Origin of the sequence: Dysgonomonas sp. ZJ709 (assembly GCF_011039195.1) — a bacterium.
Classification (GTDB): Bacteria; Bacteroidota; Bacteroidia; order Bacteroidales; family Dysgonomonadaceae; genus Dysgonomonas.
This window is the reverse complement of record NZ_JAAKEM010000005.1, coordinates 60,000-84,922: the sequence shown is the minus strand read 5'-3', so window position 1 is coordinate 84,922 and position 24,923 is coordinate 60,000. Positions and strand designations below refer to the sequence as shown.

The 24,923-nt window shown below is 38.1% G+C and carries 19 protein-coding genes and 1 pseudogene; 10 read left to right on the top strand and 10 right to left on the bottom strand.

Features of this window, described 5'->3' with window-relative positions:
* The first annotated feature begins 35 nt into the window (after nt 1-35).
* The 4 genes from G7Y56_RS05585 to G7Y56_RS05570 all read left to right on the top strand — a co-directional run bounded on the left by G7Y56_RS05585 (nt 36) and on the right by G7Y56_RS05570 (nt 6,872).
* Complete coding sequence (locus tag G7Y56_RS05585; RefSeq protein ID WP_165041780.1) at nt 36-1,049, top strand: lysylphosphatidylglycerol synthase transmembrane domain-containing protein; 1,014 nt, start codon at nt 36-38, stop codon at nt 1,047-1,049.
* A 70-nt stretch (nt 1,050-1,119) separates the two neighbouring features.
* Complete coding sequence (locus tag G7Y56_RS05580; RefSeq protein WP_165041778.1) at nt 1,120-3,708, top strand: alpha/beta hydrolase-fold protein; 2,589 nt, start codon at nt 1,120-1,122, stop codon at nt 3,706-3,708.
* A gap of 370 nt (nt 3,709-4,078) precedes the next feature.
* Nucleotides 4,079-5,533: an aminoacyl-histidine dipeptidase gene (locus tag G7Y56_RS05575; RefSeq protein ID WP_165041776.1), complete on the top strand. Its 1,455-nt coding sequence runs from the start codon at nt 4,079-4,081 to the stop codon at nt 5,531-5,533.
* Nucleotides 5,534-5,831: 298 nt separating this feature from the next.
* A complete protein-coding gene (locus G7Y56_RS05570) occupies nt 5,832-6,872 on the top strand; it encodes a linear amide C-N hydrolase (protein ID WP_165041774.1) in 1,041 nt (346 codons plus the stop codon).
* A 103-nt stretch (nt 6,873-6,975) separates the two neighbouring features.
* Here G7Y56_RS05570 and G7Y56_RS05565 read toward each other — a convergent pair whose 3' ends face one another.
* The 7 genes from G7Y56_RS05565 to G7Y56_RS05535 all read right to left on the bottom strand — a co-directional run bounded on the left by G7Y56_RS05565 (nt 6,976) and on the right by G7Y56_RS05535 (nt 14,249).
* On the bottom strand, nt 6,976-7,263 hold the full coding sequence (locus G7Y56_RS05565; RefSeq protein ID WP_165022464.1) for a putative quinol monooxygenase: 288 nt from the start codon (nt 7,261-7,263) through the stop codon (nt 6,976-6,978).
* Nucleotides 7,264-7,525: 262 nt separating this feature from the next.
* A complete protein-coding gene (locus G7Y56_RS05560; protein WP_165022461.1) occupies nt 7,526-7,990 on the bottom strand; it encodes an Lrp/AsnC family transcriptional regulator in 465 nt (154 codons plus the stop codon).
* Nucleotides 7,991-8,114: 124 nt separating this feature from the next.
* On the bottom strand, nt 8,115-9,107 hold the full coding sequence (locus tag G7Y56_RS05555; RefSeq protein ID WP_165041772.1) for an FKBP-type peptidyl-prolyl cis-trans isomerase: 993 nt from the start codon (nt 9,105-9,107) through the stop codon (nt 8,115-8,117).
* 21 nt (nt 9,108-9,128) lie between these two features.
* The gene (locus tag G7Y56_RS05550; RefSeq protein WP_165041770.1) at nt 9,129-9,713 is read right to left on the bottom strand and encodes an FKBP-type peptidyl-prolyl cis-trans isomerase; all 585 of its coding nucleotides are present in this window, start codon (nt 9,711-9,713) and stop codon (nt 9,129-9,131) included.
* A 239-nt stretch (nt 9,714-9,952) separates the two neighbouring features.
* Nucleotides 9,953-11,167: an outer membrane beta-barrel protein gene (locus tag G7Y56_RS05545; protein WP_165041768.1), complete on the bottom strand. Its 1,215-nt coding sequence runs from the start codon at nt 11,165-11,167 to the stop codon at nt 9,953-9,955.
* A 17-nt stretch (nt 11,168-11,184) separates the two neighbouring features.
* Nucleotides 11,185-12,393 carry a hypothetical protein gene (locus tag G7Y56_RS05540; RefSeq protein ID WP_165041765.1) on the bottom strand — a complete coding sequence of 403 codons (1,209 nt, stop codon included), beginning with the start codon at nt 12,391-12,393 and terminating at the stop codon, nt 11,185-11,187.
* Nucleotides 12,390-14,249: a carboxypeptidase regulatory-like domain-containing protein gene (locus G7Y56_RS05535; RefSeq protein WP_165041763.1), complete on the bottom strand. Its 1,860-nt coding sequence runs from the start codon at nt 14,247-14,249 to the stop codon at nt 12,390-12,392. Before G7Y56_RS05535 ends, G7Y56_RS05540 begins: the two co-directional genes overlap by 4 nt.
* A gap of 190 nt (nt 14,250-14,439) precedes the next feature.
* Between G7Y56_RS05535 and G7Y56_RS05530 the strand changes: the two are divergent.
* From G7Y56_RS05530 to G7Y56_RS05520, 3 genes and pseudogenes are all read left to right on the top strand, one after another.
* Nucleotides 14,440-14,915 (top strand): annotated as a pseudogene (locus tag G7Y56_RS05530) (Sir2 family NAD-dependent protein deacetylase); the annotation flags it as partial.
* 730 nt (nt 14,916-15,645) lie between these two features.
* Nucleotides 15,646-16,746, top strand: coding sequence for a carbohydrate-binding family 9-like protein (locus G7Y56_RS05525; protein ID WP_165041761.1), 1,101 nt, complete (start codon nt 15,646-15,648; stop codon nt 16,744-16,746).
* A 6-nt stretch (nt 16,747-16,752) separates the two neighbouring features.
* Complete coding sequence (locus G7Y56_RS05520) at nt 16,753-17,841, top strand: family 10 glycosylhydrolase (protein ID WP_165041759.1); 1,089 nt, start codon at nt 16,753-16,755, stop codon at nt 17,839-17,841.
* A 197-nt stretch (nt 17,842-18,038) separates the two neighbouring features.
* Here G7Y56_RS05520 and G7Y56_RS05515 read toward each other — a convergent pair whose 3' ends face one another.
* The 3 genes from G7Y56_RS05515 to G7Y56_RS05505 form a co-directional block, all read right to left on the bottom strand.
* Nucleotides 18,039-18,803 carry an alpha/beta hydrolase gene (locus G7Y56_RS05515; protein WP_165041757.1) on the bottom strand — a complete coding sequence of 255 codons (765 nt, stop codon included), beginning with the start codon at nt 18,801-18,803 and terminating at the stop codon, nt 18,039-18,041.
* 30 nt (nt 18,804-18,833) lie between these two features.
* The gene (locus G7Y56_RS05510) at nt 18,834-19,877 is read right to left on the bottom strand and encodes a winged helix DNA-binding domain-containing protein (protein WP_165041755.1); all 1,044 of its coding nucleotides are present in this window, start codon (nt 19,875-19,877) and stop codon (nt 18,834-18,836) included.
* Nucleotides 19,878-19,976: 99 nt separating this feature from the next.
* Nucleotides 19,977-20,756, bottom strand: coding sequence for a hypothetical protein (locus G7Y56_RS05505; RefSeq protein WP_165041753.1), 780 nt, complete (start codon nt 20,754-20,756; stop codon nt 19,977-19,979).
* A gap of 255 nt (nt 20,757-21,011) precedes the next feature.
* Here G7Y56_RS05505 and G7Y56_RS05500 point away from each other — a divergent pair, with 255 nt between their 5' ends.
* The 3 genes from G7Y56_RS05500 (at nt 21,012) to G7Y56_RS05490 (ending at nt 24,923) form a co-directional block, all read left to right on the top strand.
* Nucleotides 21,012-21,266: a DNA-binding protein gene (locus tag G7Y56_RS05500; protein WP_165022431.1), complete on the top strand. Its 255-nt coding sequence runs from the start codon at nt 21,012-21,014 to the stop codon at nt 21,264-21,266.
* A gap of 84 nt (nt 21,267-21,350) precedes the next feature.
* Nucleotides 21,351-22,469: a universal stress protein gene (locus G7Y56_RS05495; protein ID WP_165041751.1), complete on the top strand. Its 1,119-nt coding sequence runs from the start codon at nt 21,351-21,353 to the stop codon at nt 22,467-22,469.
* A gap of 393 nt (nt 22,470-22,862) precedes the next feature.
* Entirely contained in the window at nt 22,863-24,923 is a 2,061-nt protein-coding gene (locus G7Y56_RS05490) for a dihydrofolate reductase (protein WP_165041749.1), read from the top strand.

Sequence of the window (24,923 nt, the reverse complement as noted above, 5' to 3'; positions counted from 1 at the left end):
ATAAATACAAAAAAACGAACGACTCACAAGCATATATGGATACCAAAGAGGAAGAAAAAACGTCTAAAAAAAGTTCACTGATAAACAAGTTTGTAAAGGTCGTACTCCCTCTTGCTTTGGGTATTGCGATTATTTATTATCTTTTCAAAGATATCAACATTACAGAATTGTGGACTGTGCTTGAAGATGCCAACTGGGGCATACTTGCCTTTTCGCTAATATTCGGTTTGTTGGGTAACACCATAAGAGGCTATCGTTGGCAACTGCTTATCAGACCGTTAGGATACAACCCCAAAGTATCGAATCTTAATTTTTCGATATATGGGGGCTATGCCGTCAACTTCGTATTACCTCGTGCCGGAGAAATCTGGCGATGTGGAGTTATCGCTAAGGAAGAAAATATTCCTTTTTCGAAGCTGTTCGGGACAATGATTGTAGACCGCATATTCGATACAATTACGGTTTTGTGCATCTCATTATTTGCTTTTCTGTTCAACATGCAATTCTTCATCTCGCAGCTTGAAGAAAACGAAGAAGCTCTTAATTCAGTTCTGGGCGTTCTACAATCACCTATACTTTACATATCAATTGCTGTTCTTGTGATCGGAACATACGTTATATTCAAATTTTTCAAAAACAACTTCATCGTAAAAAAGATTACCGACCTTGTAGTAGGTATGGGCAAAGACATGAAAGCTATCTGGAAGATGAAGACAAAAAACAGATTGTTCCTTTATACCATCGGTATATGGGGTTCTTACTTCCTTTACTTCTACACTACATTCTACGCTTTCGAATTCACCGAACATCTTGGCGTAACCGCAGGACTTATTGCCTTTGCACTAAGCAGTATCAGCATGGGTGTACCATCTAACGGAGGATTAGGACCGTGGCACGTTGCCGTCGTAGCATCATTAGGATTGTACGGTGTAGACAAGTTATCGGCTACTGCCTTTGCCACAGGTGTATTCACCACCCAATCGCTTTGGGTTATTCTTTGCGGATTGGTTGGTATAGCTGCTCTGTCGATAAGAAAGAGCAAGAGATAAACCTAATTTAAGGTATTAATATACAATACCGCCATACAACGACTTAATAACCTTCTTAAATATTGGTATTATGATAAAACAAAATTTATACGCAAAGATTGCAGGATTCTTGCTTCTTGCTGCCATTTCCACACAAAATATTCCGGCACAAAACATTGTGACAATTTTCGGACAGGAAAAGGTCGAAAAAACTGAAGAGGGAGAAGTATCTCATAACTTCCGCAACGGGTTTTTACTACCCGGCGGTACTAACCCGGGAACATTGTTCAATGGACAAGACATGATAGCATGGATGTATGCTACCGGAAACTTTATAACACCCAAAGACGGAGCTGCAATCGGATATTCTTATCCTAACATGGATGGTCAGGTAGAAGATTCTTATCTGAGATGGCTCGCTCAAAGCAAGGGCGAAAACGCGATGAAATTACTTCCTCAATGGACATGGACTGCCATGGATGCCGATTCTACGGGATTATTCAAGCGTCCGGAACTGCGCTCTGCTTTCCTATACACATCGTACGATTCACCAAAGGAGCAAATTGTACTGTTGGAAACAACGGGAGGAACACGCACGTATGTGAATGGAATGCCTCACGAGGGCGATCATTACGATTTTGGTTATACATTGACTCCAATTAAGCTAAAAAAAGGCCTGAATGAATTTGTTTACACACCCGGACGTTTTGGAAAGGTAGCATCTAAACTCGTGAAACCTGAAAAACCAGTCATGTTTACAAAACGTGATATGACTATACCCGATATTATCATTGGAGAAAACGACTCTAAATGGGCTGCTATCCGGGTAATAAATACAACAGAAAAGCCATTGCAAGGACTAACAATACGCGCGACATTTGCCGATGGCCGCAAAGAAGAGTATAAAACCCAAGACATAATGCCTTTGACTGTAAGAAAGGTCAAATATAAAATTCCTGCCCCTGCGAATAACAATGGCTCTGAGGGAGGAAACATTATCGCAAAGATTGAATTACTGGATAAATCGGGAAAAATAATAGATCAGACAGATGTCGAATTCCGTCAGGTTTTGCCATCGGTTCATCACGAACGCACGTTTATAAGCCAGATAGATGGAAGTGTGCAATATTATAGTGTTGCTCCTGCGATACGCAAAAATACAGGTGAAACAAAAGCGATGGTACTGTCTGTTCACGGAGCAGGAGTAGAAGCCCGCAACCAAGCCAGAGCATATAGTTCGAAAGATTGGACGGATATCATTGCAGCAACCAATCGTCGTCCTTATGGGTTCAACTGGGAAGAATGGGGTCGTATCGACGGCTTAGAAGTTCTTGAAGAAGCAAAGCGTGTATTTCAACCCGATAAATCAAAAATATACCTGACCGGTCATTCTATGGGTGGACACGGTTCATGGTTCTTAGGGACAACTTATCCCGACAAATTTGCAGCGGTTGCGCCTTGTGCCGGCTATCCAGACATTGCCAGTTATGGAAGAGGAAAAGGTGATGCTATGCACGATGACAACTCAACTTACGATGCTTTCAAACGTGGTGGCAACGGTGGACGTGTTGTCTCGTTAGCCAAAAATCTGAAACAATCCGGAGTATATATTTTCCACGGAAGTGCAGACAGTGTTGTTTCACCATCAAATGCACGTCGTATGCGTGAAGTATTGGGTAAATTCCATCCAGACTTCTGCTATTATGAATATCCCGGAGGAGAGCATTGGTTTGGAAACCATAGTGTAGATTGGAATCCAATATTTGAATTTTTCTCTCGCCATTCGATTCCGGAAGCTAAAGATGTAAAAGAAATAGATTTCCATACAGCATCTCCTGCAATCTCGCCAACAGACTATTGGATAAAGGTAGAGCAACAAATCAAGCCTTTCGACTTTAGTAATGTACAAGCTTGTTTGGATAAAGATACAATTCAAGTTATCAAAATAGATAATGTAGCCTTATTGGTTCTTGACATCCCTTCTCTAATGCTGGAAAGTAAACAAATCGCAGTTAATATTGCAGGGCAAACATTATCTGTACCAACCGACAAAGAAGCAATTTTCGCTCTTGAAAACGATAAATGGCAGGTGAAAGGCGAGGTGAATTTGAAACATAAATACTCCGGTCGTTATGGCGGATTTAAGAATGCTTATGGCAATAATGTAGTATTTGTATATTCGACAAAAGGAACTGCACAAGAAAACGAATGGTATCAGAACAAAGCTCGTTTCGATGCTGAAACTTTCTATTATCGCGGAAACGGATCGATTGATGTAATTCCTGATACTGAATATACAGTGGCTAAATATGCCGATCGCAATGTAGTAATTTATGGAAATAAGGATAACAACCGCGCATGGCCTTTGTTGTTGAAAAACAGCCCGATTCAAGTGGGTAAAGGAATGATTACAGCAGATGGAAAAACATTCACTGGTGATGATCTCGGAACTTACTTCGTTTATCCTCACCCTAACAGCAATACTGCCTCTGTAGGCGTGGTCGCAGGAACAGGTGACGCTGGTATGCGTGCCACATCTCCTAACAATTATATATCGGGTATCACTGGTTTCCCTGATCTTATGATATATCGTGCAGATGCACTGAAAAACGGATTAACAGGTATGGAAGCAGCAGGATATTTTGATAATGACTGGACTCTAACTAATAAAGACTTTTAAACTGAGTACAATTTCTTTCATATCAATATAGTATATGAGTGGAAAAGATCGGTATAGAATCTTATTAACATAGTGTGAGTTCGATATAAACATCATATAATTGAGTTATGAACCGAGATATATCTTTCGTTTACTCTGTCATCCCAAGACGCAGTGAGTAATATGCTCTTCTATAACAAGGAGTAATCAAGATCCCTCACTGCGTTTCGGAATGACAAATTCGAATGAAGATTTATCATTCCTTTCCTTATATCGAACTGACGTTAACATAATATAAAAGACTCGGACTAAAACCCAAGTCTTTTTCTCTTCTATCCTCTCATATTTTCTTACCTTTGTTATATTAGTAACAAATTAAACCAACATAATTATGTCGAAAGAAATAACCAGCCTCAAACCTCAACGCCTTTGGGAGCATTTCTATGAATTGACCCAGATACCTCGTCCGACAGCACAGATGAGCCAAGTAACAAAATTTGTATGCGACTTTGGTAAATCGTTGGGCTTGGATACAAAGCAAGACAAAGTAGGCAATGTACTTATCACAAAACCGGCTTCGGCAGGAATGGAGAGTGCACCGACCGTAATATTGCAGTCACATCTGGATATGGTTCCGCAAAAGAACTCGGATGTAAAGCACGATTTCACGAAAGACCCTATCGATGCATATATAGATGGCGATAAAGTAAAGGCACGTTCTACAACACTTGGTGCCGACAATGGTATCGGTGTAGCTGCCATGATGGCTTTACTGGAAGACAAAAGCCTCAAACACGGCAAAATTGAAGCTCTTTTCACTATCGACGAAGAGGTAGGTATGACAGGAGCATTCGGATTAGAACCCGGATTCCTTACAGGAAGCATCATGCTCAATCTCGACACCGAAGAGGAAGGCGAATTATGTGTAGGTTGTGCAGGAGGAGCAGATGTAAACGCTTCGTTCCAATATAAAAATGTAGAAGTACCCGAAGGTGACGTTGCCTATAAGATCAGTCTAATCGGCTTGAAAGGCGGTCACTCGGGCGGTGAAATACATTTAGGCAGAGCCAATGCCAACAAGCTGATGTTCCAATTCTTAAAAGATGCGGTTCGCGATTACGAAGTACGTTTATCGTCTATCGATGGCGGTTCGCTACGCAATGCTATCCCTCGCGAGGCATTCGCAATAGTTACTATCCCCCAAGAAGACACCCAAGACCTCATCGATCTGGTGAATGAGTACGAAGATATATACAAAGAAGAATACAAGGCAACTGAGCCAAACCTGATATTCAAAGCAGAGAAAACAGAGCTTCCGAAAACGCTTATCCCCGAAGAGATACAAGACAGCCTTATCAATGCAGTGGTAGCTTGCCAGAATGGTGTTATCAGTATGCTTACCAGTTTCGACGGTATCGTAGAAACTTCTACAAATCTGGCATCGGTAAAATCGTCACCGGGATTAGTAGAGGCTAAGATGCTTGCCCGCAGTTCGTCCGAAACACGTAAAGACGAGATATGCTCGGCTCTCGAAAGTGCATTCGCTCTTGCCGGTGCAAAAGTAGAAATAGACGCTTCATATCCGGGATGGCAGCCTAATGCCAAATCGAAAACGATGGATATAATGGCTCATCTGTTTCAGGAAATGTTTGGCAGACCAGCCGAAGTGAAAGTCGTACATGCAGGTCTGGAGTGCGGTATCATCTTAGGAAGTACACCGGGATTGGATATTGTTTCTTTTGGCCCTACAATCATGTGCCCACACTCTCCCGACGAATATGTTGTGATAGATACCGTAGAGCGTTTCTATAATTACCTGTTGAAAACATTGGAAAATCTGAAATAATCAGAATTATATACTATGAGTTCGTCTTACTTTTCAAAAGGCTTTCTTTTTGTTTGTTTTTCACACTCTCTATCATGCTGAACGATAGTGAAGCATCTCACAACAGAGATCCTTCGTTCTTCAGGATGACAAAATAATACGAAAAAGAAAAAATCGAAACGACTTCTTAAATTATATGGAAACGAGAGCCTAATCATAGGTTCTCGTTTTTTTTGTTTGCAAATACTATTTTCAATACGCTATACTTTAAACAATCTCAGATATAAGATGTTATTAATAGAATAAACAACTAAATAAGATGAAAAAAACAATCTGTTTTCTATTTACAGCTATCATTATCTGCTTATCGGCAGAAGATATCAAAGCGTGTACCCGAGTAGTATATCAGGGTCCGAACAACACTATCTTAACAGCCCGTAGTATGGACTGGAAAGAGGATATAATGAGTAATCTCTGGGTATTTCCAAGAGGAATGGAGCGTAATGGCGAAGTGGGTCTTAACTCACTGAAATGGACATCTAAATACGGAAGTGTTATAGCTTCTGCATACGATATCGCAAGTACGGATGGCATGAATGAAAAGGGATTAGTGGCAAATCTACTTTGGTTAGCCGAATCGGAATACGCTGTATGGGATCAGAAGAAACCCGGTCTTACTATCGCTGCATGGGTACAATATGTACTCGACAATTTTGCGACTGTTGACGAAGCTGTTTCTTTCCTAGAAAAAGAAACATTTGAAATCGTTTCGGATAATATGCCGGGAGAAGACAGAATGGCAACACTCCATCTTTCTATATCTGATGCAACAGGCGATAATGCTATATTCGAATACATTAAAGGAAAACTTGTAATTCATCACGACAGGTCGTATCAGGTGATGACTAATTCTCCGGTATTCGACGAACAGCTTGCTCTCAATAAATATTGGGAGAATATAGGAGGAGCAACTATGCTACCCGGAACGAATCGTGCCGCCGATAGGTTTGTGAGAGCATCTTATTATATAAATGCTATTCCACAGGTAGAAGATGTCCGCATAAATGTAGCCAGCGTATTCAGTGTAATACGTAATGCTTCTGTACCTTATGGCATCAGTACACCAAACGAGCCTAATATTTCATCGACAAGATGGAGAACTGTATCGGATCAGAAGAACAGAGTCTATTTTTTCGAATCGACCCTCTACCCTAATATATTTTGGGTAAACTTTAATGATATAGATTTCTCAGAAAAAGGCAAAGTGCTGAAGTTGGATTTGGTGAGTGGCGAAACTCATGCCGGAAATGCGTTGAAAGACTTTACGCCATCAAAGCCTTTTGTTTTTCAAGGTATATAAACAGATAGTTACTGAAAATTGAATTAGATAAAAGCGAGAGGTGAAAATTCCACCTCTCGCTTTTATTTATACTTTTTCCATCTATGTATTTTTAATATTTACCTTACATAAATGAATCCATTATCAAAACCGTACCCTCTCGTGACTGATGTTTATCAATCATAGGAACAAGCCTTCTGAAATGCTCCGTCTGACAGTGAGCTTCCAATGCTTCGTGATCGGGCCATTCTTCGATAAATATAAAATGCCCCTTGTCGTCCTGATCCACATAAAGATTATATTCGATACAGTCTTTCTCTTGTTTAGTCTTGGCAACAAGTTCTTCATACAATGGTCTTACTACGTCCAAGAATTCGGGCTTAATAAAATCTTCTGCAATAACTTTTATCATATCTATTCTTCTTCTCTCAATGTGTATTTATATTTTATTTTGACTTTAACACTTATTTCTATCATCCTAATATTCTTCCTTGTCATTCCGAAACGCAGTGAGGAATCTGTCATCATTACCTTTGTTGAAAGTAGATTCCTCACTGCGTTTCGGAATGACATAGAGGGAAGCTGAACTTATATTCTCTAAATAAAAAAGGATAATCAGCCGAACGCCGATTATCCTTTTTTTATAATTAAAGATTTAAATCTCTTTTCCGATTTTACTCAGGCTTTGTAATAGGTATTTGACGCTTCACTCCTTGACTCAAAGATATCATAGTCTCAGTAGCTACCACTCCCGGTATATCTTGTATCTTATTGTTCAACAAGTCCATCAAATGCTCATTATCTTTAGCATAAAGCTTGATAAGGATAGTATAAGGACCGGTTGTAAAATGTGATTCTACAATTTCCGGAATTTTGTCCAGTTCGGGAATAACTGTTTTGTACATCGATCCTCTTTCGAGTTTCACTCCTATATAAGTACATGTATTATAACCTAATACTTTAGGATTGATGAAATACCCCGAGCCTACAATTACATCCATCTCGATCATACGTTGTACACGTTGATGGATAGCAGCACGAGAGACTCCACACTCTAGAGCGACATCTTTAAACGGAATTCTTGCATTTTGAGATATTATCTCTAATATCTTTTTGTCAAGCTTGTCTATTTTTTGCATGAGATTAGTTTTTACAGGTTATATACTTCAAATGTAACATATATTTTACAAAAAACATAATTCTGCTTTAATTATTAAATATGTCATATCAAAATACTATTGCCCGTAAGTTTCTTTATGTTATTTATTTCGCTGATTCGATACCTAATAATTCTACTTCGAATATCAAAGCTGAATATGGTTTGATAGGACCTCTGTCTGCTGCACCATAAGCTAAATCGGCAGGTACATATACCATCCATTTAGATCCAACAGGCATCAATTGAAGAGCTTCTGTCCATCCCGGTATCACTTGGTTAACGCCAAATGTAGCAGGCTCGTTACGTTGTACAGAGCTATCGAATACTGTTCCATCGATAAGTGTTCCATGATAATGAACTTTCACTACATCAGTTGCAGCCGGTTTAGGACCGTTACCTTCTTTAATTACTTTGTATTGTAATCCGTCAGGTAGTGTTACTACACCTTCTTTAGTTTTATTTTCTGCTAAGAATTTATCGCCTTCTTCTCTTTGTCCGGCTGAAGCTCTTTCTTGAGCAGCTTTCATTTTACCTTCGATCAGTTCAGATGGATTGTCAATAGCAAATTTACTTTTTTGCATAGCAGTAGCAATTCCCGATAGGAACATATCTGTGCTGATTTTTTGCTTAACTTCAGCATCTGCACCATAAAGTTGCTCTACAAAATAAGGGAACATTTGTTTTGAAATCTGACCTCCAATATTCAAACCTGCAAGGTAAGCTTCTTTAGAACCTGTAGAATTTAGACCTTCTTGTATTCCTTTGATGAATTCGGCTGAATTCTTGTTATTCAAAGAAACGATTGAATCTAATTTTGTTTTAAACTCTTTCTCAAGAGATGCTTTTTTTGCATCGTCTGCTGCCGCAGCTATCTGGCTTTGATAGTAAGCTCTCATACCTGTAGTATCGCTTACCAAACCTAATTGTTGCAAATGAGCAGACAGACCTTGGTCGTATAGGCTGGCTCCATAAGCGTAAGAAACAGAGTCAGTCTCATTTTTCAACGAAACGTTTGTAGAAACTCCGCTACTGCAAGATGTAAGGAATGCTCCGAATGCAGTAAAAGCACAAAGAGCAACAACTTGAATTTTTTTCATTTTCTTTTTCTAATAATTATATTAAACGATATCTAAAACTTCTACTTCGAATACCAATGTCGAATTCGGCTCGATCGATTGACCTGCACCGGCTTCACCATAAGCAAGTTCTGAAGGGATAAACAATTTCCATTTAGACCCAACAGGCATTAATTGAAGAGCTTCTACCCATCCCGGTATTACTTGATTCACACCAAATGTAGCAGGTGTACCACGTTGTACAGAGCTATCGAATACAGTGCCATCGATAAGCGTACCATGGTAATGGCATTTCACCTGATCGGTAGCAACAGGTGTTTTACCTTCTCCTTTTTTCAATATTTCGTATTGCAAACCACTAGGTAAAGTAACAACTCCGGGTCTGTTTTTGTTTATAGTCAAAAACTCTTTTCCTGCTTTTAGGTTAAGATCCATTCTTCCAGCTTGTAATTCAACAAAAAATTCATTTATAACTTCTTTTGCCTCGTCGTACGACATATCGGGCTGACTCTCGTTCAACACATCCTGCATTCCTTTCGTGAATGCTTCTATGTCTACTTTTTTAATACCCGAGCTTAAGAAATTATTACCAATACTCAATCCTAAAGCGTAACTAATTTTATCCATAATTTATTTTTCTAAACTTGTTTTATCCGATTCCATACATACTTCTTCCAAGAAAACGTTAAAACCTGATTTATATTTTTTGATTTTGGACAAAAGTAATGCTTTTCACGTTATTACAATCAAAATTACGGGTGAAAAAAGCTATATTGTGAATAAGAATAAGTTTAGGATAAAAAAAATGCAAATAAGTGGTTATTTGCATTTCATTTTAGAGAATATGATATTTGAAATATCGTCTTTTAAAAAGTATATCCAAACTTAAACTGGAATAATTTCATTTTATCTTCATTTCTATAGTTGTTGTATGTAACACGAAAAAATACAGAATGCTCATTGCCTATTAAATAATCTGCTCCTACACCACAATAATATCCGATAAAGAAAGATGGTAATTTGTAAGAATTGTATAATTCGAAATCTTCGTCATCTTCATCGATATACTCTTTACTAATAAATTGGGCCGATGAACTAAAAAGTCCTTTATATCCTAAACCCGCTTCTAAAGTTGGGCGGAATTTACCCGACGGATATGTATATTTCAGCCCTAATTCTCCCCTAATCATTAAAGCTCGTAATTTATATTCCTTACGAAAATCTTCACTAGCTCCTTTGGATTCACCTTTCAGTCCTGACAAAGAAAAATCCACCTGAAAACTAAATGATTTTGACCACCTCGGATTCAGAACGTTCATTTGCACACCTATTACCGGATAAGTTGAACTCATCAAACTAAAACCTTTTGGAATATGTAATTCATAATCGAGCAACTGAAATCCTCCATATACAGAGAATTTAACTTCCATGAATTGTTTTGCATAATCGTTTTCAAACTCGATACATTCTTGCCCGGGAGCGCAAGTAATAGTATGATAATCTTTAGCCAATCCAATCATTGATTCTCTATCAAAGCGTGTTTTATCCAAATGACTAGTAATAGCCGGATAATCTTTAAAAACAGAACTGAGCATACCAATATATCGACCATCTTCCTTTTTCTTGTAATTAACCATTTCATCCGGTTTCTTCGTAACCGGCATCATTACTCCATCAGGATTTTCGAAGAAATAATATTCCATCTCCGAGTCAGACTCTAAAGTCCAATCCCAATCTTTGTAATAATAAAGGTTCATCATTCCCTGAACTAAATATTCGAGAAACACTTTACGGGGAGCATCTTTAATTATTATTTCGCGCGAAACATAATATTTCCCTTCGTCTACAAATCGGTATTTAGCAATATCGCTTGGATAGAATGTTTGTACCTTCGACGTTTCCGATTCTTTGAAACGGCAAACATTGGAATTGCTTTTATCTGTTCTGAAATCAATCAGCCCAATAAGACTATCATTATCGTTGGTGATAATATATCCTTGTTTAAAATTACTTTGAGCATTAATAAATCCGATACTCAAAGAAGAAATAAAAATGGCTATTAAAAAACTTTTTACTCTCATGTATAATTATTGATTGTTTAAAATATATATCCTATTTTTAGCTGAATTGCCTTCATTCTATCATTTTCCCGTTCGTACTTATCATACGAAACACGACAAAATATAAATCGATCCTCTTTAATTTGATAATCTAAGCCTACCGCACCATAATACCCAACCAGATAAGTGTGTGGCAAGACATAATCATCGGTACTTTCAGCTCTTAAAGAGCCATTATATCTTGCCTCTGTATAAAAAGTGCTAGACATACTGAACAGGTTACTATAGGCAAATCCCCCTTCGATTGTGGGACAAAATTTACCGGATGGATAAGTGTATTTCACACCAAATTTACCGATAAACATCAATGCATCGAAACTATATTTTTCATAATAATTATTACCACTAACGTACTCATTCGCCCCTTTAATACCCGAAAAAGAAAAATCTAACTGAAGACTCATCGGCTTACTCCATCTCGGACTAGACATAGTTACCTGCCCCCCTATTACAGGGTATATTGACTTCATAGATTCGGTTGAACGTATCTTTTCATTTCCCAATGAATAGTGAAGCAATTGTATTCCACTATATGCCGAAAATTTAATCTTTACAAATTGTTTTTTATAATCATTTTCAAAATCGATGCATTGTTCTCCCGAAGTACAAGCAATTTCATGATATTCTTTTGCCAACTGAATCATTGATTCACGGGCAAATGCCATCTTATTCAGATCTTTAGTCATAGTAGGGTAATCCTGAAATACATAATTGAGGACGCCCTTATATCGTTCATCTGTTTTTATCCGGTTGTCAATGGTCTCATCTTGTTTTTTTGAAATTGGAACCATACTTCCATCTACATTTTCAAAATAATAGTACTCCAAATTCGTTTCTGAATCTACATAATAATAAAGATTCATCATTCCCTGAACTAAATATTCCAAAAATACGGTGCGTGGGATATCATTTACTATTATTTCGCGCGACAAATAATATTTACCCTCCTTTACAAAACGATACTTTGCTATTTCGCCTGGATGAAACAACTGAGTTTCCGCATTCTGGGTTTTCCTGAAACGACAAATACTTGCATTCATTTTATAGGTTCTGAAATCGATCAAGCCCAATATGCTGTCATTTTCGTTTGTAATAATATAACCTTCTTTAAAATTGCTTTGAGCTTTAAGCACAGCTGTGCTTACCGACAAAATATAAAAGATAATAAAAATATATATCGTTCTCATAGTTGTTTTAGTTTTGCATTGTATTTTGTAAATACTTCAGACTTGAAATGGTATAACTTATTATTAGCTCTAATCAGAACGATACTACCATCAGGAGAAGTGTATACGCCATCAGTATTGCCATTATGACTAAATAATACCTCTTGTTTTTTTGACATATCAATCATGGACAAAGAATTTGTCAGAACAACAGGTAAGCCTTCTTTTCCATTTAATACACACCCTTGCCAAGCACTTTGTTTGAGAGCTAATGATGTTTTCTTATTTGCCGAGAAATCGATGTAAGATATAGACTCTCCTGAAAAAGACAAAACGCCATTACTCAAATTAGCAGTATAAATATAGCCACCACCGAGACTCGTGTAGGAGGTCAGTCTTTTTGTTTCGGTATCTATTGCAAACAAAGAATTGCCAGAACCATTCTCACCATGCATTACAATCGTTTTACCTCCATTAGTTAAACCTTTCGGACGGACTTCTAATGTAGTAGGTTGATGCTCGAAATATAAAGCCGGATCACTAGAAAAAGAGCCGCATGCATGATTTTTAGAAGAGTCCACATAGTATATTTTACCTGTGACAGACGGATATGTGCCGGAATAATCATAAACGGGCATTAATCCAAGACCGTTATTTCCAAAAACAAGTTCGAATGATGTTTCGGTATTAGTCCCTAAATTGTTCGACAAATCAAGTTTTTTAACAAAAGCTCCTGTCGAAGCATTATAGACGTCTATTATCTTACTATCTGATGAATCAAAGTATGCTTGATTAGTGAGATACAAGCAATTATTATAACTATTATAAGCTAAATTCCCGTATACACTATTTTTGGGTATGGTTTTCATAAGAGTCATATCGACAGCCGAATACTGCTTTAAAGCTGAGGTTTCATACCCTTCAGAAGACAACATCCAAAAATATTTATTGTCCTTCGTAAAAAGAATATTCCCTATACTTATATTCGAAACATCGATAGAGTTATCGTAGGCTTTCACCTCAAAATTCCCTATTACCCGTGCTTTATCGGTCGATTCTACAACATACGATAGAGTTACCGATTCAAATAAAGATACTCTCAGATTAGGGAAATGAATCGTTTTGTTATCTGCTGAATATTGAGGAGTTAGATCCATTCCATTATTATTAGAAGAAGATGCTGACAATAACTTCACTTCTCTATTGAAAGACAAGAATGGATTAGTAGTCAAAAAATCCGTTTTACCATCTTTACCTATATAGTCTAAAATAGCTAAAACCGGACCTGCCATTTGAGTAACCTTCATTGTCTGAACCAATCCATATTCACCTTTCAGCTCTATTGTAGCAGTACGCTCCTCCAATGTTTTATTCTCATCATATTTAATAGTAAAAGTACTCGTCCATTTTTCGAGAGTCACCCAGTCTGCATCACAAGTAATTTCAAAGTGAATATTTGTTGCAGCAGAGATTAACATTTCACCTTTTTTATTGGTTACAAGAGTATCTTTGACACCTATATTTAGATAAGCATCCTCTGCTAGTGTAGCCATTTTTAAATCAAGGATCCTCTGCTCTCCACCTTTAAGTGACAAATTTCTCGAAAGAGAGGTGTAACCCTCTTTTGTAAAAACAAGATATGATGTACCTCCTTGAGAAAGAGTTATCGAATATGTTCCGTCTGAAGATGTTTCTACATTTCGATTATCTGAAGTAGATTCTATTTTGACCATCACACCCGAAAGCTTGACACCCAAGGAATCTGTAATAGTTCCTGAAATAAGAACAGGCTCGTACACATCATCTAAAGTACACGATCCCAATATCAAAAACAGAAGAACACTAGTAACAATAATTAAACAATAGGCATTACGCATAGCTTTAAATCTAGGTTATTTAGTATTTTTACGCAAATATTATACTATTTTAGCAATAAAAAAATTAATTTTAATATTTCCCTTAAGTCTGTCGAAAAGCAACTCATTACAACAAAAAAAGTCTGACATAAAGCCTGACACAAAATAATTCAATACATTTGTTTTATACTTACGTACTTCATTTACCATTATGAAAAATATAGTTATCCTCACAGGAGCAGGCATGAGTGCAGAGAGCGGAATTTCTACATTCAGAGATTCAGGCGGATTATGGGAACAACACCGCATAGAAGATGTAGCAACCCCCGAAGGTTTTGCCAGAAATCCTCAACTGGTACTCGATTTCTACAATGCACGACGCAAAGCAGCATTCGACGCAAAGCCCAATGGCGGACATATCGGGCTGCCGAAATGGAAAAAGAATATAAAATTACCATTGTCACCCAAAATGTGGATGATCTGCACGAACGGGCAGGCAGCAGCAATGTGATACATCTGCATGGCGAACTAAAAAAAGTGAGATCGACACAGAATCCCAACCTTATTTATGAACTGACAACCGATAAGCCCGAAATAAATATGGGTGACAAATGCGAAAAGGGGTCGCAACTTCGTCCACATATCGTATGGTTCGGAGAGGCTGTACCAATGATAGAAAAAGCAGCGGAGGAAGTCGAAAAAGCCGACGTACTTGTTATAATAGGCACATCGCTCAATGTTTATCCCGCAGCAGGATTAGTCAATTATGTAAAACCGGGCATACCGATCTATCTTATCGATCCCAACAATGTAAATACAGCAAGAAGAGACATTCATTTTATACATAAAGGAGCTTCGGAAGGAGTTGCTCAATTGAGAGAGTTATTGAAAAAAGATTCATAGTTTTTTGGTTTATGCATACGCATGCTTTTTATGAACTTGTTTCGATAATAAGGGGAAATAAAATATTATGCGAATTTGTCATCCCGAACTGAAAGGAGGGATCTATTATCCTACTGACAAGGGCTAATCAAGATCCCTCCTTTCAGTTCGGGATGACAAAACAGGCGAAAAATAGCTACTAACTTATAACTCATAATTACATGATGTTTATATCTAACTCATATTAATTTATATACTAATAACAATTCCCTTATTTATAATACGTCGTGGCACTCTGTGCTATTCTGTGCTTAAAAGTCAAGATGAACTCTATACCTAAAAATCGAACTATATATTCTTCATCATAAAACAGAACAATATATCATAGAGTAGCCAAAATCACTTAGTAAATTATTTTAATTTCTTACTTTTTGTAATACGACTCTCGGTGTTTTTCTATAACTTGCGTTCTAATTCCAATTTATTAACCTTTTAGAGATACCGGATGATGCAGACGTTCATAAAAAAACATCTTATGAAGCAAAAATTAGCTATCCTTGCGATAGTTCTTTGCCAAACCACAACGATTGTTTTAGCTCAATCACCTTTTGCTGGTCGCGAAAACCTATTTACCACACCTTTAAATTATGTAGCAGGCTTCACCTCTACCCCACCCGTAATTGATGGAAATATCAACGATGATGTTTGGAAAAAAGCAGCGTGGACAGTCTATTTCGAAGATATAGAAGGCGATCTGAAACCAAAGCCATATTACGAAACCCGTATGAAAATGCTTTGGGACGACAAATATATCTATTTTGCTGCCGAGCTGAAAGATCCGCATGTATGGGCTAATTTGAGGAAACATGATGAAATTGTTTTTTATGATAACGATTTTGAGATATTTATCGATCCGAGCAACACCACACATAAGTATTTCGAAATAGAAATAAATGCATTGAACACTATATTCGATTTATTCCTGGCAAAACCCTACCGAAATGGTGGACCGGCTCATCACGAATGGAACACACCAGGCATGCTTCATGCAGTAAACATACAAGGTACGCTCAACAATGCCAGCGATGAAGATAAAGGCTGGACAGTAGAAATAGCAGTTCCATTTACAGCCTTAAGCATGATGGGATATACAGCATCTGCACCAAAAGACAATGATATATGGCGCCTAAATTTCTCCCGTGTACAATGGCAAACTGACATAGTAAACGGAAAATACGTTAAGAAAAAAGATACTAAAGGTAAAGATCTGCCCGAACACAATTGGGTATGGTCACCACAAGGTGTTATAAATATGCACCTTCCCGAACGATGGGGATATGTGCAATTTTCTAAAGTAGAAGTAGGAAATACACTTCCACAATTCAAGATGCCTTATGCCGAGAAGCAAAGACAATATCTGTGGCTTGCCTACTACAAACAAAAAGATTTCCATGCTAAAAACAAGCGATATGCACAGACCTTAAAAGAACTAGGTTTGCAAGGAACAGCGATAGATGTGGATGGAATGAAAAATACATTGTCATTATCGCCAACCGCAAAAGGATTCAAAATAACAATAACCGACAATAAATCTCAGGCCATAAGTATCAACAACGAAGGACTAATTATAAAGTAAAGAACCATGAAAAAACTATTTAAACTTTTTGCAATTGTAGCTATCACTTTACTGGCTACAGGATGTAATACATCGACAAAGCAGACCGAGACAAAAAGCCTCGTAGCAGCCGATGAAAATGTGTATAAACACTGGGTATGGACTAATCCGAACGAAAACGATACGGATGAAGAACTTGCCGCCAGATATAAGAAATATCACGACGCAGGCGTTGTCGGTATATTCTTCGAAGCCGACAGCGAACGCCATTATCGTGCAGCTAAAGCAGAAGGATTGCAAGCTCATCGCTGGATGTGGATCATGAATAGAGGCGATGCATTGAAAGATCATCCCGAATGGGCAGCTATCAATAGAAAAGGCGAATCGTGTGCCGACAAACCGCCTTATGTAGGATACTACAAATGGATGTGTCCTTCGCAACCCGAAGTGGCAGAATTTCTAGTGAACGATGTAAAAAACACATTGGCAAAAGATTATGTAGACGGCATACATATGGACTATGTACGCTTCTGCGATGTAGTGTTGGCTGTAAACTTATGGCAGGTATATGATATAGTACAAACACAGGAACTACCCGAATACGATTACTGTTATTGCGACTTATGTAAATCGAAATTCAAAGAAAAATATAAACAAGATCTCGACAGCATGGAATATCCACAAGAAAGCCTGTCATGGCGTACATTCCGCTACGATGCTGTCAGCAATATAGTAAACAAGATTTCGGAAGTTGCCAAAGCAAATAATAAACCCCTTACAGCGGCCGTTTTCCCTACACCTGATGTTGCTAAACGCATTGTTCGCCAAGACTGGACTAACTGGCCTCTAGATGCTGTTTTCCCAATGATCTATCATGGTTTCTATAAAGAAGAAGTACCTTGGATAGGCGATGCCGTAGCACAAGGTATGAGAGGGCTGGATGGACGCTTCCCTATCTATGCAGGATTGTATATGCCCGACTTTAAGAGTAACGAAGAAATAGAGCAAGGTGTAGAATACGCACTAAAAAATGGCGCATCGGGCATCTCCATTTTTGGAAATCTGAATGATGATGTATTAGATATTTTATCAAGACACAAAACAAGAACGAAATAAAAACGTTTCAACTAAAAAAGGAAGAGGGTGCGTTATAAGTAATTTCTCGAATAATATTGTCATCCTGAACGGAGAGAAGGATCTCCTAGCAAAGTCAAGATTCTTCACTTCGTTCAGAATGATAAAAGAGAGTAAGACTTAGACAGTGTACATTTACTTATGACACACCCTCTTACTTTTTTATAATTTCAGCAATATCAGTCATTCAAAAACTCCAACAGATACCTATTAATCTTTTCTAATTGGGCAGGCGAACCTTTGTCGTCCATATCACCATGTTTTACATCATCGAGTTTTACGATTGTTATCGAATATTTCTTTTGCTCATCAGCAGTAGGCAGTACATCCTTGTCCGCCTCAAAGTCAGAACCTCTCAACGAATATAATTTGGGGCTATTAGCTCGTGGCATTGGCATTCGTCTATGATCTAACGAGATTGCTCTTTTTGTAAGTGAAGGATATTTTGCAGCAAATAGCATCGTCATATCCCCACCATTAGAGTGTCCTATCAGATTTACATTAGTCCAATCCAAGTCGGGACGTATTTCTTTAAATTCACTTATCGTAAAGAGGATATTCTTCACTCCTCTCTCCCAATTAGGCATCCTTGTCTCATATAGATTACCGTCCATTGCCAATAAATCGTCGTCCGCCAATTCGTGCTGAATACTCAAAACGAAATAACCCTTCGATGCCAACTCTTTGGTAATAGCAGAATATGATTTGTATGATTCGCCCACATTTTTACCATATCCGTGGCTCATAATAACCACTTTTGCATTTTTAGTGTCGTGTTGTGGTGAATATATGACTACCGGAATCGACCGTTCTCTCGCATCATCGTACAAGTCGAAAGTATATTCCCTTATTTTTTCTTTATCAGATAATTGAGCAAAGATATTATTGGGTAAAAGAATCAATATAACTAAGAGAGAATAAAAAGCAATAGCTTGTTTTTTCATAAGAATCGAATATTTTTAATTGTTTGTTATTTATGAGATAAATTTCTGATATCTGCTTTCTGCAATCTGCACCAGTTTATCACTGACGCTAAATCCCTCATCGAAGAAAGAAGTCTCGATTGTAGTCCCGTTTTTCTTTGTTATTTTATTCCAGTTGCCAACGACCTGACCATCATGAAGAATAACAGGAGAGAATATACCATAATTATTAAATGCTTTGGGATAATGTTCCAAATCTAAGACATTCGTTCTGTCCTTATAACTGATAAGATATTCATCGTATGCAGGCAAGAAATGAAAAACTTCGCTGCTTTTTATATCCTTATTCCATGCTTGGTGAACAAAAAAGTTTTCGGATGCAACTTTATCTTTTATCAAATCCGATTCTATCGAACCGATAGCTTGTCTGGCTTCTGTTAGTGATAATCCCGACCACCAAACGAAATCCTGTAAGCTTGCCGGCGAATGGCTTCTGAAATAATTAGTTGCCAACTTGGCAAGTGTTTCTTCCTTATGAAGTTCTTTTGCAGCGGGTACACGTTCTTCGAGAAGCGCGTATGTTTGTTTCTTGCCCTTGTCTGCACCACTGCAAACAATTCCTTCGGTTTCGGCGCGCATCATAAAATGTGTCATCCGCGATGTGTTAACCTCAATGCCTGCCTCGTTCAATTTTAGCCCTATCTCCTCTCTTGTCAGGCTATTGTTACCTTCGAGCATCTTTTCGATCAGTTTATTCAATTTAGTATATAGCTTTTCATCTATACCCAACTCCCTGTCTCTCGATGCACCGCACGACCTGAGCCGTTTCGCCGATAGTTTCAACATCCAACGTATATCTTCCGCTGCAACGAGATGCCATGTGGGGCGCATCACATGCGTGCGGAGTATCTCACCTTTTTGCAACGATTCGTCAACAGCCTTGAGTGTTGCCGATTTCAATCGGATACCTACCGCCCATTTACACATATTGTAGTGCTGTGCTTGCATAGCCCCCATCCACGAAACAAGTTCTTTAGGCGTATCGAAAGTTGGATTTACCAATTGTTGGCTTAATAGGCGTATATCTTTTATCATATAATTGGTTTTTGACAAAAATAGATTAAATCAAGTAAATTAAATTAAGTTTTAATTTATTTTATTCTCTGGCATCATCAAATATGTCGGGAGAAGTATTTAATCGCCAATCCTCTCCTGAAGTTTATTTATAAGCTTACTTTGCTCTTTTATCGTTTTATCCTGCTCAATAACATATAGCGTCAGTTCTTCTATCTTTTGGAGTAGCTTCGCCTGCATTTCTCCAATGTTTATACCTTCTTCTTTTACTTGCGCCTCGGATGGTACATCCGGTAAATGTTTGTGTTCTTTGATATGAGCTTCTACTTCTTCTAATGAAGGCAGCTCGTAATCCTTAGCAAATACAAAATCAGACCATGGTACTGCTTGTATTTTGACTTCTGCGCAACGGATAGTGCCGTTGACTTCAAGTTTGTTCTGAGGATCAGCTACACCGATCCCAATATTACCTTGATGTTTTATTGTCAGAAGTCCTTTGTTAACTCCGTAATTAAAATCGAGGAAAGCCGCTGATGGTATATCTCTGGATGATACCACCCAAGTTCCAGATCCGTGACGATATGGAGTTATTATTAATCTATTTACTTCCCCAAACACTGTTGTGCTCATCTGCTCGCCCAACACCATGCCATAATCTTTAAAGAAAGCTTGATTTGCTATTTGAGTACCTCCCGTAAAATCGTTACCAGCATTAATCAGAAGCGTATTATTTCCATAAGGAACTAAGGCTCTTCCTCCCGATTTCCTATCAAGATTATGCAAACTAATATCTCCATGTAAATTAATAGATAAATAAGAGTTCTCAACTTGGAGTCTACTTTGGCTATGTGCTGTTATGGCTAAGATTGTTAGTAATATCAATACAATAATTTTTCTCATAGTTATAGTTTTAAATTTATATAATAAATACAATTCAAAGATAAAAGAAGAGTCTATTCTTTCATCTTAAATCTTCACCGATTTATCAATTTTTTTTATTGGTGCATTATAACGTTACCAGAAAGTTTCCCCTTAAACCATTTACTATTTTCGCAATTTTAATATCTTTTCATATAAAATAGTTGGGTTGATATGAAAGTTTATTTAACTTTAGAAACACAAACCAGAATCATTTACCATTAAAACATATAGTGTATGGGACGAATAATTAAATTTTCAGAACTTCGCAGAATAAAAGACACTCTGCCTGATGGAAGCATTCATCAAATTGCTGAAGAGCTGCAATTACCTGTTGAAACTGTGTGGAACTACTTCGGTGGTTATAGTTACCAGAATGGACAGAGTTGCGGCGTCCATATTGAACCCGGACCCGACGGAGGCTACGTCTCGTTGGACGATACTACTATTTTAGACATGGCTTTGGAAATGTTAGAGCTAAAAGAAGCCTGAGAACCAAAATAGAGAGATGAATGTTACAACAGCATTCATCTCTTTTAAAATGAACCGATAGATAATATTTAAAACAAGATAGCTATGGAAGATAAATTAGTAACACTTGCGATTCATACCAATGAAAAAGCCCAAATACTAAAAAAGGTTTTGGAGAGCGAAAATATAGAAGTACATATCAATGATATAGACCTCGATAATCCGGGTGTAGCTCCGGGTGTGCGTATTCGCATCAAAGAATCGGATCTTCCCAGAGCACTGAGCGTTGTCGAAAACCGTCACTTATTCAGGTATGATGATGAAGAAACGTATCGCACCGACGATGGTCGCAGACGTATTCTTGTGCCGGTCGATTTTTCCGACTACTCACTCAAGGCCTGCCAAATAGCATTCAACATGGCTCGCGATATAAACGCCAAAGTAAAAATACTTCACGTTTATTTCAACCCTTACTATCCAACTGCTCTGCCGATGGCTGAAGCTTTTGCATATCAGGGAAAAGAAGAAAAAGAATTTCAAAGTATAATAGATAAAGTAAAAGAAAATATACAAAAACTGTGCAATACAATAGACAATAAGATAGCGGCAGGAGAATTTCCGTCTATCAACTATTCGTATGTATTGCGCGAAGGATTGCCCGAAGAGGAAATAGTTACCTTCTCGAAAGAATACAAACCTTCGTTGATAGTGATGGGTACAAGAGGTAAAGACCAGAAAGATGCCGACCTTATAGGTAGTGTGACTGCCGAAGTAATAGAAATGTCGCGTATCCCGATGATGGCTATTCCTCAGAATACGAAGTTCGTAGACATGAAAGATGTGAAGCGAATGGCTTTCCTCACCAATTTCAGTCAGCGTGATCTTATTTCGTTCGATACTATGGCGAAATTACTTTCTCCATATAATATCGAGATACAATTAACTCACATTGCTCTTAAGAAAAGCGATAAATGGGACGAGATAAAGTTAGCAGGCATCAGGGCATATTTCTCTAAACAATACCCCAACCTGAAACTCGACTACACCCTTATCGACACCAGCGATATGTTAAAAACTCTGGATGAACACATTAAGAGCGATCAGATTGAGATTCTGGCATTGACGACCAGCAAACGTAATATCTTTGCACGTATGTTTAGTCCTAGTATTTCACGCAAGATGTTGTTCCACTCCGACACCCCGCTGTTGGTATTGAGAGGATAATCGTTAATTGTGTGATTATATAAATATAAGAAAGGTTGTATCTGAGGATATGACCTTTTTCTGTTAATGTCAATCGTCCAAACTATTGAAAAGTTCTCTTGTAGCCTCCTAACCCCATTGGGAGTATACCCTACCCCTGTCATCCCGATACGCAGTGAGGGATCTGTTGTCTCCTGAAATTATTGGCTAATAGCTATCAGCTCACTTCATAGTAGATCCCTCACTGCGTATCGGGATGACAGAGTGCGATTAACTCATAATTACGAGGCTGATGAAAATTAGAATCGACTGCATAATTGTCTTGTTCGATTATTTTCTTTATTGATTATTGACTGCTAACTATTTATCGATTTTACTTACCTTTGCAAGCATAAATAACAAGTAAGAATAACAATGAAAAAAATAGCATTAATAACTATGGCTGGATTATCGATGACATTCACGGCCTGTGGCGGTGGACAGAAGGAAAGTGAGAAAACAGTTGCTAATAAGGATTTTGTTTATGAAGTAGACGCTTTTGCCGACTTGGAAATATTACGTTACCAAGTACCGGGTTTCGAAGAGTTACCATTGCAGCAAAAAGAACTGATCTATTATCTGTCTATGGCAGCGATAGAAGGGCGTGACATACTTTTCGATCAGAATAACAGATACAATCTTGCTATTCGTCGTACATTAGAAGCTATCTACGAAAACTATAAAGGCGATAAAGCAACCGACGACTATAAAGAATTTGAGGTTTATCTGAAACGTGTGTGGTTTTCGAATGGTATCCATCACCATTATGGTGAAGAAAAGTTCCTGCCTAAATTCTCTCAGGCATTCTTCGCTGAACAAGTAAAGGCATTACCTGCTAATCTTGTGCCTGTAAAAGACAATCAGTCGGTCGATCAATTCATTGCGATGATTACCCCTGTGATGTTCGATGCCAAAGTAATGGCCAAGAAGGTAAACCAGTCAGGTGGCGATCTTATTGTAACATCAGCCAATAACTATTACGGGGACGGTGTTACTCAAAAAGAAGTACAGGCATTCTACGGTGCTATGAAAGATACTACCGATCTTACTCCCATATCGTACGGTTTGAACAGCCGTTTGGTAAAAGAGAACGGTAAGCTGGTAGAGAAAGTCTGGAAAGTAGGCGGATTGTATTCTCCTGCCATCGAGAAAATAGTTTTCTGGTTAGAGAAAGCACAAGGCGTAACCGAAAACGATCAGCAGAAAGCAGTTATAACCAAACTGATTTCTTTCTATAAATCGGGCGATTTGAAAACATTCGACGACTATGCTGTTGCTTGGGTGCAAGACTTGGGATCAAGTGTCGATTTTGTAAATGGGTTCACAGAAGTATATGGCGATCCGCTGGGAATTAAAGCCAGCTGGGAATCGACCGTTAACTTCAAGAACGTAGAGGCTACAAAGCGTACCGAAATAATAAGCAGCAATGCGCAATGGTTCGAAGACCATTCGCCTGTGGATAAACAATTCAAAAAGGAGAAAGTAAAAGGTGTATCTGCTAAGGTTATAACCGTTGCTCAATTGGGTGGTGATTGTTATCCTGCAACACCTATCGGTATCAATCTGCCGAATGCCGATTGGATTCGTAAAGATCACGGTTCTAAATCGGTGACTATCGAAAACATAATGGAGGCTTACGATGCAGCGGGAGCACATACAGGATTCGGAAAAGAATTTATGTGGTCTGATACCGAGATCTATATGATAAAAGAATACGGTTTTATTACCGATGTACTTCATACCGACTTGCACGAATGTCTTGGTCATGGTTCGGGCAAACTATTACCGGAGGTTGATCCCAATGCTTTGGGTGAATTCAGTTCGACTATCGAAGAAGCTCGTGCCGATTTGTTCGGTCTTTACTTCTTGGGCGATGCAAAACTGGTAGAATTGGGTATTATACCTAATGCCGATACTTACAAAGCAGAGTATTATAAGTTTATGATGAACGGGCTTATGACCCAACTTGTGCGTATAGAAGCAGGTAAAGATATAGAAGAAGCTCACATGCGAAACCGTCAGTTAATTGCAAAATGGGTTTACGAAAAAGGTAAAGCTGACAATGTAGTTGAATATAAGGTGAAAGATGGCAAAACATACGTTGTGGTAAACGATTATGTGAAGCTGCGTTCACTATTCGGTGAGCTATTGGCTGTAATACAACGCGTGAAATCGGAAGGAGACTTTAATGGAGCTAAAGCACTTGTGGATAATTATGCTGTGAAAGTAGATCAGAAACTGCACAATGAAGTATTGGCTCGTTACAAGACATTGAATATGAAACCTTACAAAGGTTTTGTAAATCCTGTTTTCGAACTTGTACAAGATAAAGACGGTAAGATCACCGATGTGCAAATAACATACACCGAAGGTTATGCAGAGCAAATGATGCGCTATTCTAAGCAATTTTCTACATTGCCTACTTATAATGATTGA

Excerpts from the sequence above, each read along its gene's own strand:
- G7Y56_RS05515 (WP_165041757.1), bottom strand. The coding sequence starts at position 18,803 with ATGAAAAAACAAGCTATTGCTTTTTATTCTCTCTTAGTTATATTGATT.
- G7Y56_RS05510 (WP_165041755.1), bottom strand. The coding sequence starts at position 19,877 with ATGATAAAAGATATACGCCTATTAAGCCAACAATTGGTAAATCCAACT.
- G7Y56_RS05565 (WP_165022464.1), bottom strand. The coding sequence starts at position 7,263 with ATGATAAAAGTTATTGCAGAAGATTTTATTAAGCCCGAATTCTTGGAC.
- G7Y56_RS05540 (WP_165041765.1), bottom strand. The coding sequence starts at position 12,393 with ATGAGAACGATATATATTTTTATTATCTTTTATATTTTGTCGGTAAGC.
- G7Y56_RS05520 (WP_165041759.1), top strand. The coding sequence starts at position 16,753 with ATGAAAAAACTATTTAAACTTTTTGCAATTGTAGCTATCACTTTACTG.
- G7Y56_RS05585 (WP_165041780.1), top strand. The coding sequence starts at position 36 with ATGGATACCAAAGAGGAAGAAAAAACGTCTAAAAAAAGTTCACTGATA.
- G7Y56_RS05535 (WP_165041763.1), bottom strand. The coding sequence starts at position 14,249 with ATGCGTAATGCCTATTGTTTAATTATTGTTACTAGTGTTCTTCTGTTT.
- G7Y56_RS05575 (WP_165041776.1), top strand. The coding sequence starts at position 4,079 with ATGTCGAAAGAAATAACCAGCCTCAAACCTCAACGCCTTTGGGAGCAT.
- G7Y56_RS05490 (WP_165041749.1), top strand. The coding sequence starts at position 22,863 with ATGAAAAAAATAGCATTAATAACTATGGCTGGATTATCGATGACATTC.
- G7Y56_RS05560 (WP_165022461.1), bottom strand. The coding sequence starts at position 7,990 with ATGCAAAAAATAGACAAGCTTGACAAAAAGATATTAGAGATAATATCT.
- G7Y56_RS05570 (WP_165041774.1), top strand. The coding sequence starts at position 5,832 with ATGAAAAAAACAATCTGTTTTCTATTTACAGCTATCATTATCTGCTTA.
- G7Y56_RS05500 (WP_165022431.1), top strand. The coding sequence starts at position 21,012 with ATGGGACGAATAATTAAATTTTCAGAACTTCGCAGAATAAAAGACACT.
- G7Y56_RS05550 (WP_165041770.1), bottom strand. The coding sequence starts at position 9,713 with ATGGATAAAATTAGTTACGCTTTAGGATTGAGTATTGGTAATAATTTC.
- G7Y56_RS05545 (WP_165041768.1), bottom strand. The coding sequence starts at position 11,167 with ATGAGAGTAAAAAGTTTTTTAATAGCCATTTTTATTTCTTCTTTGAGT.
- G7Y56_RS05555 (WP_165041772.1), bottom strand. The coding sequence starts at position 9,107 with ATGAAAAAAATTCAAGTTGTTGCTCTTTGTGCTTTTACTGCATTCGGA.
- G7Y56_RS05495 (WP_165041751.1), top strand. The coding sequence starts at position 21,351 with ATGGAAGATAAATTAGTAACACTTGCGATTCATACCAATGAAAAAGCC.
- G7Y56_RS05525 (WP_165041761.1), top strand. The coding sequence starts at position 15,646 with ATGAAGCAAAAATTAGCTATCCTTGCGATAGTTCTTTGCCAAACCACA.
- G7Y56_RS05580 (WP_165041778.1), top strand. The coding sequence starts at position 1,120 with ATGATAAAACAAAATTTATACGCAAAGATTGCAGGATTCTTGCTTCTT.
- G7Y56_RS05505 (WP_165041753.1), bottom strand. The coding sequence starts at position 20,756 with ATGAGAAAAATTATTGTATTGATATTACTAACAATCTTAGCCATAACA.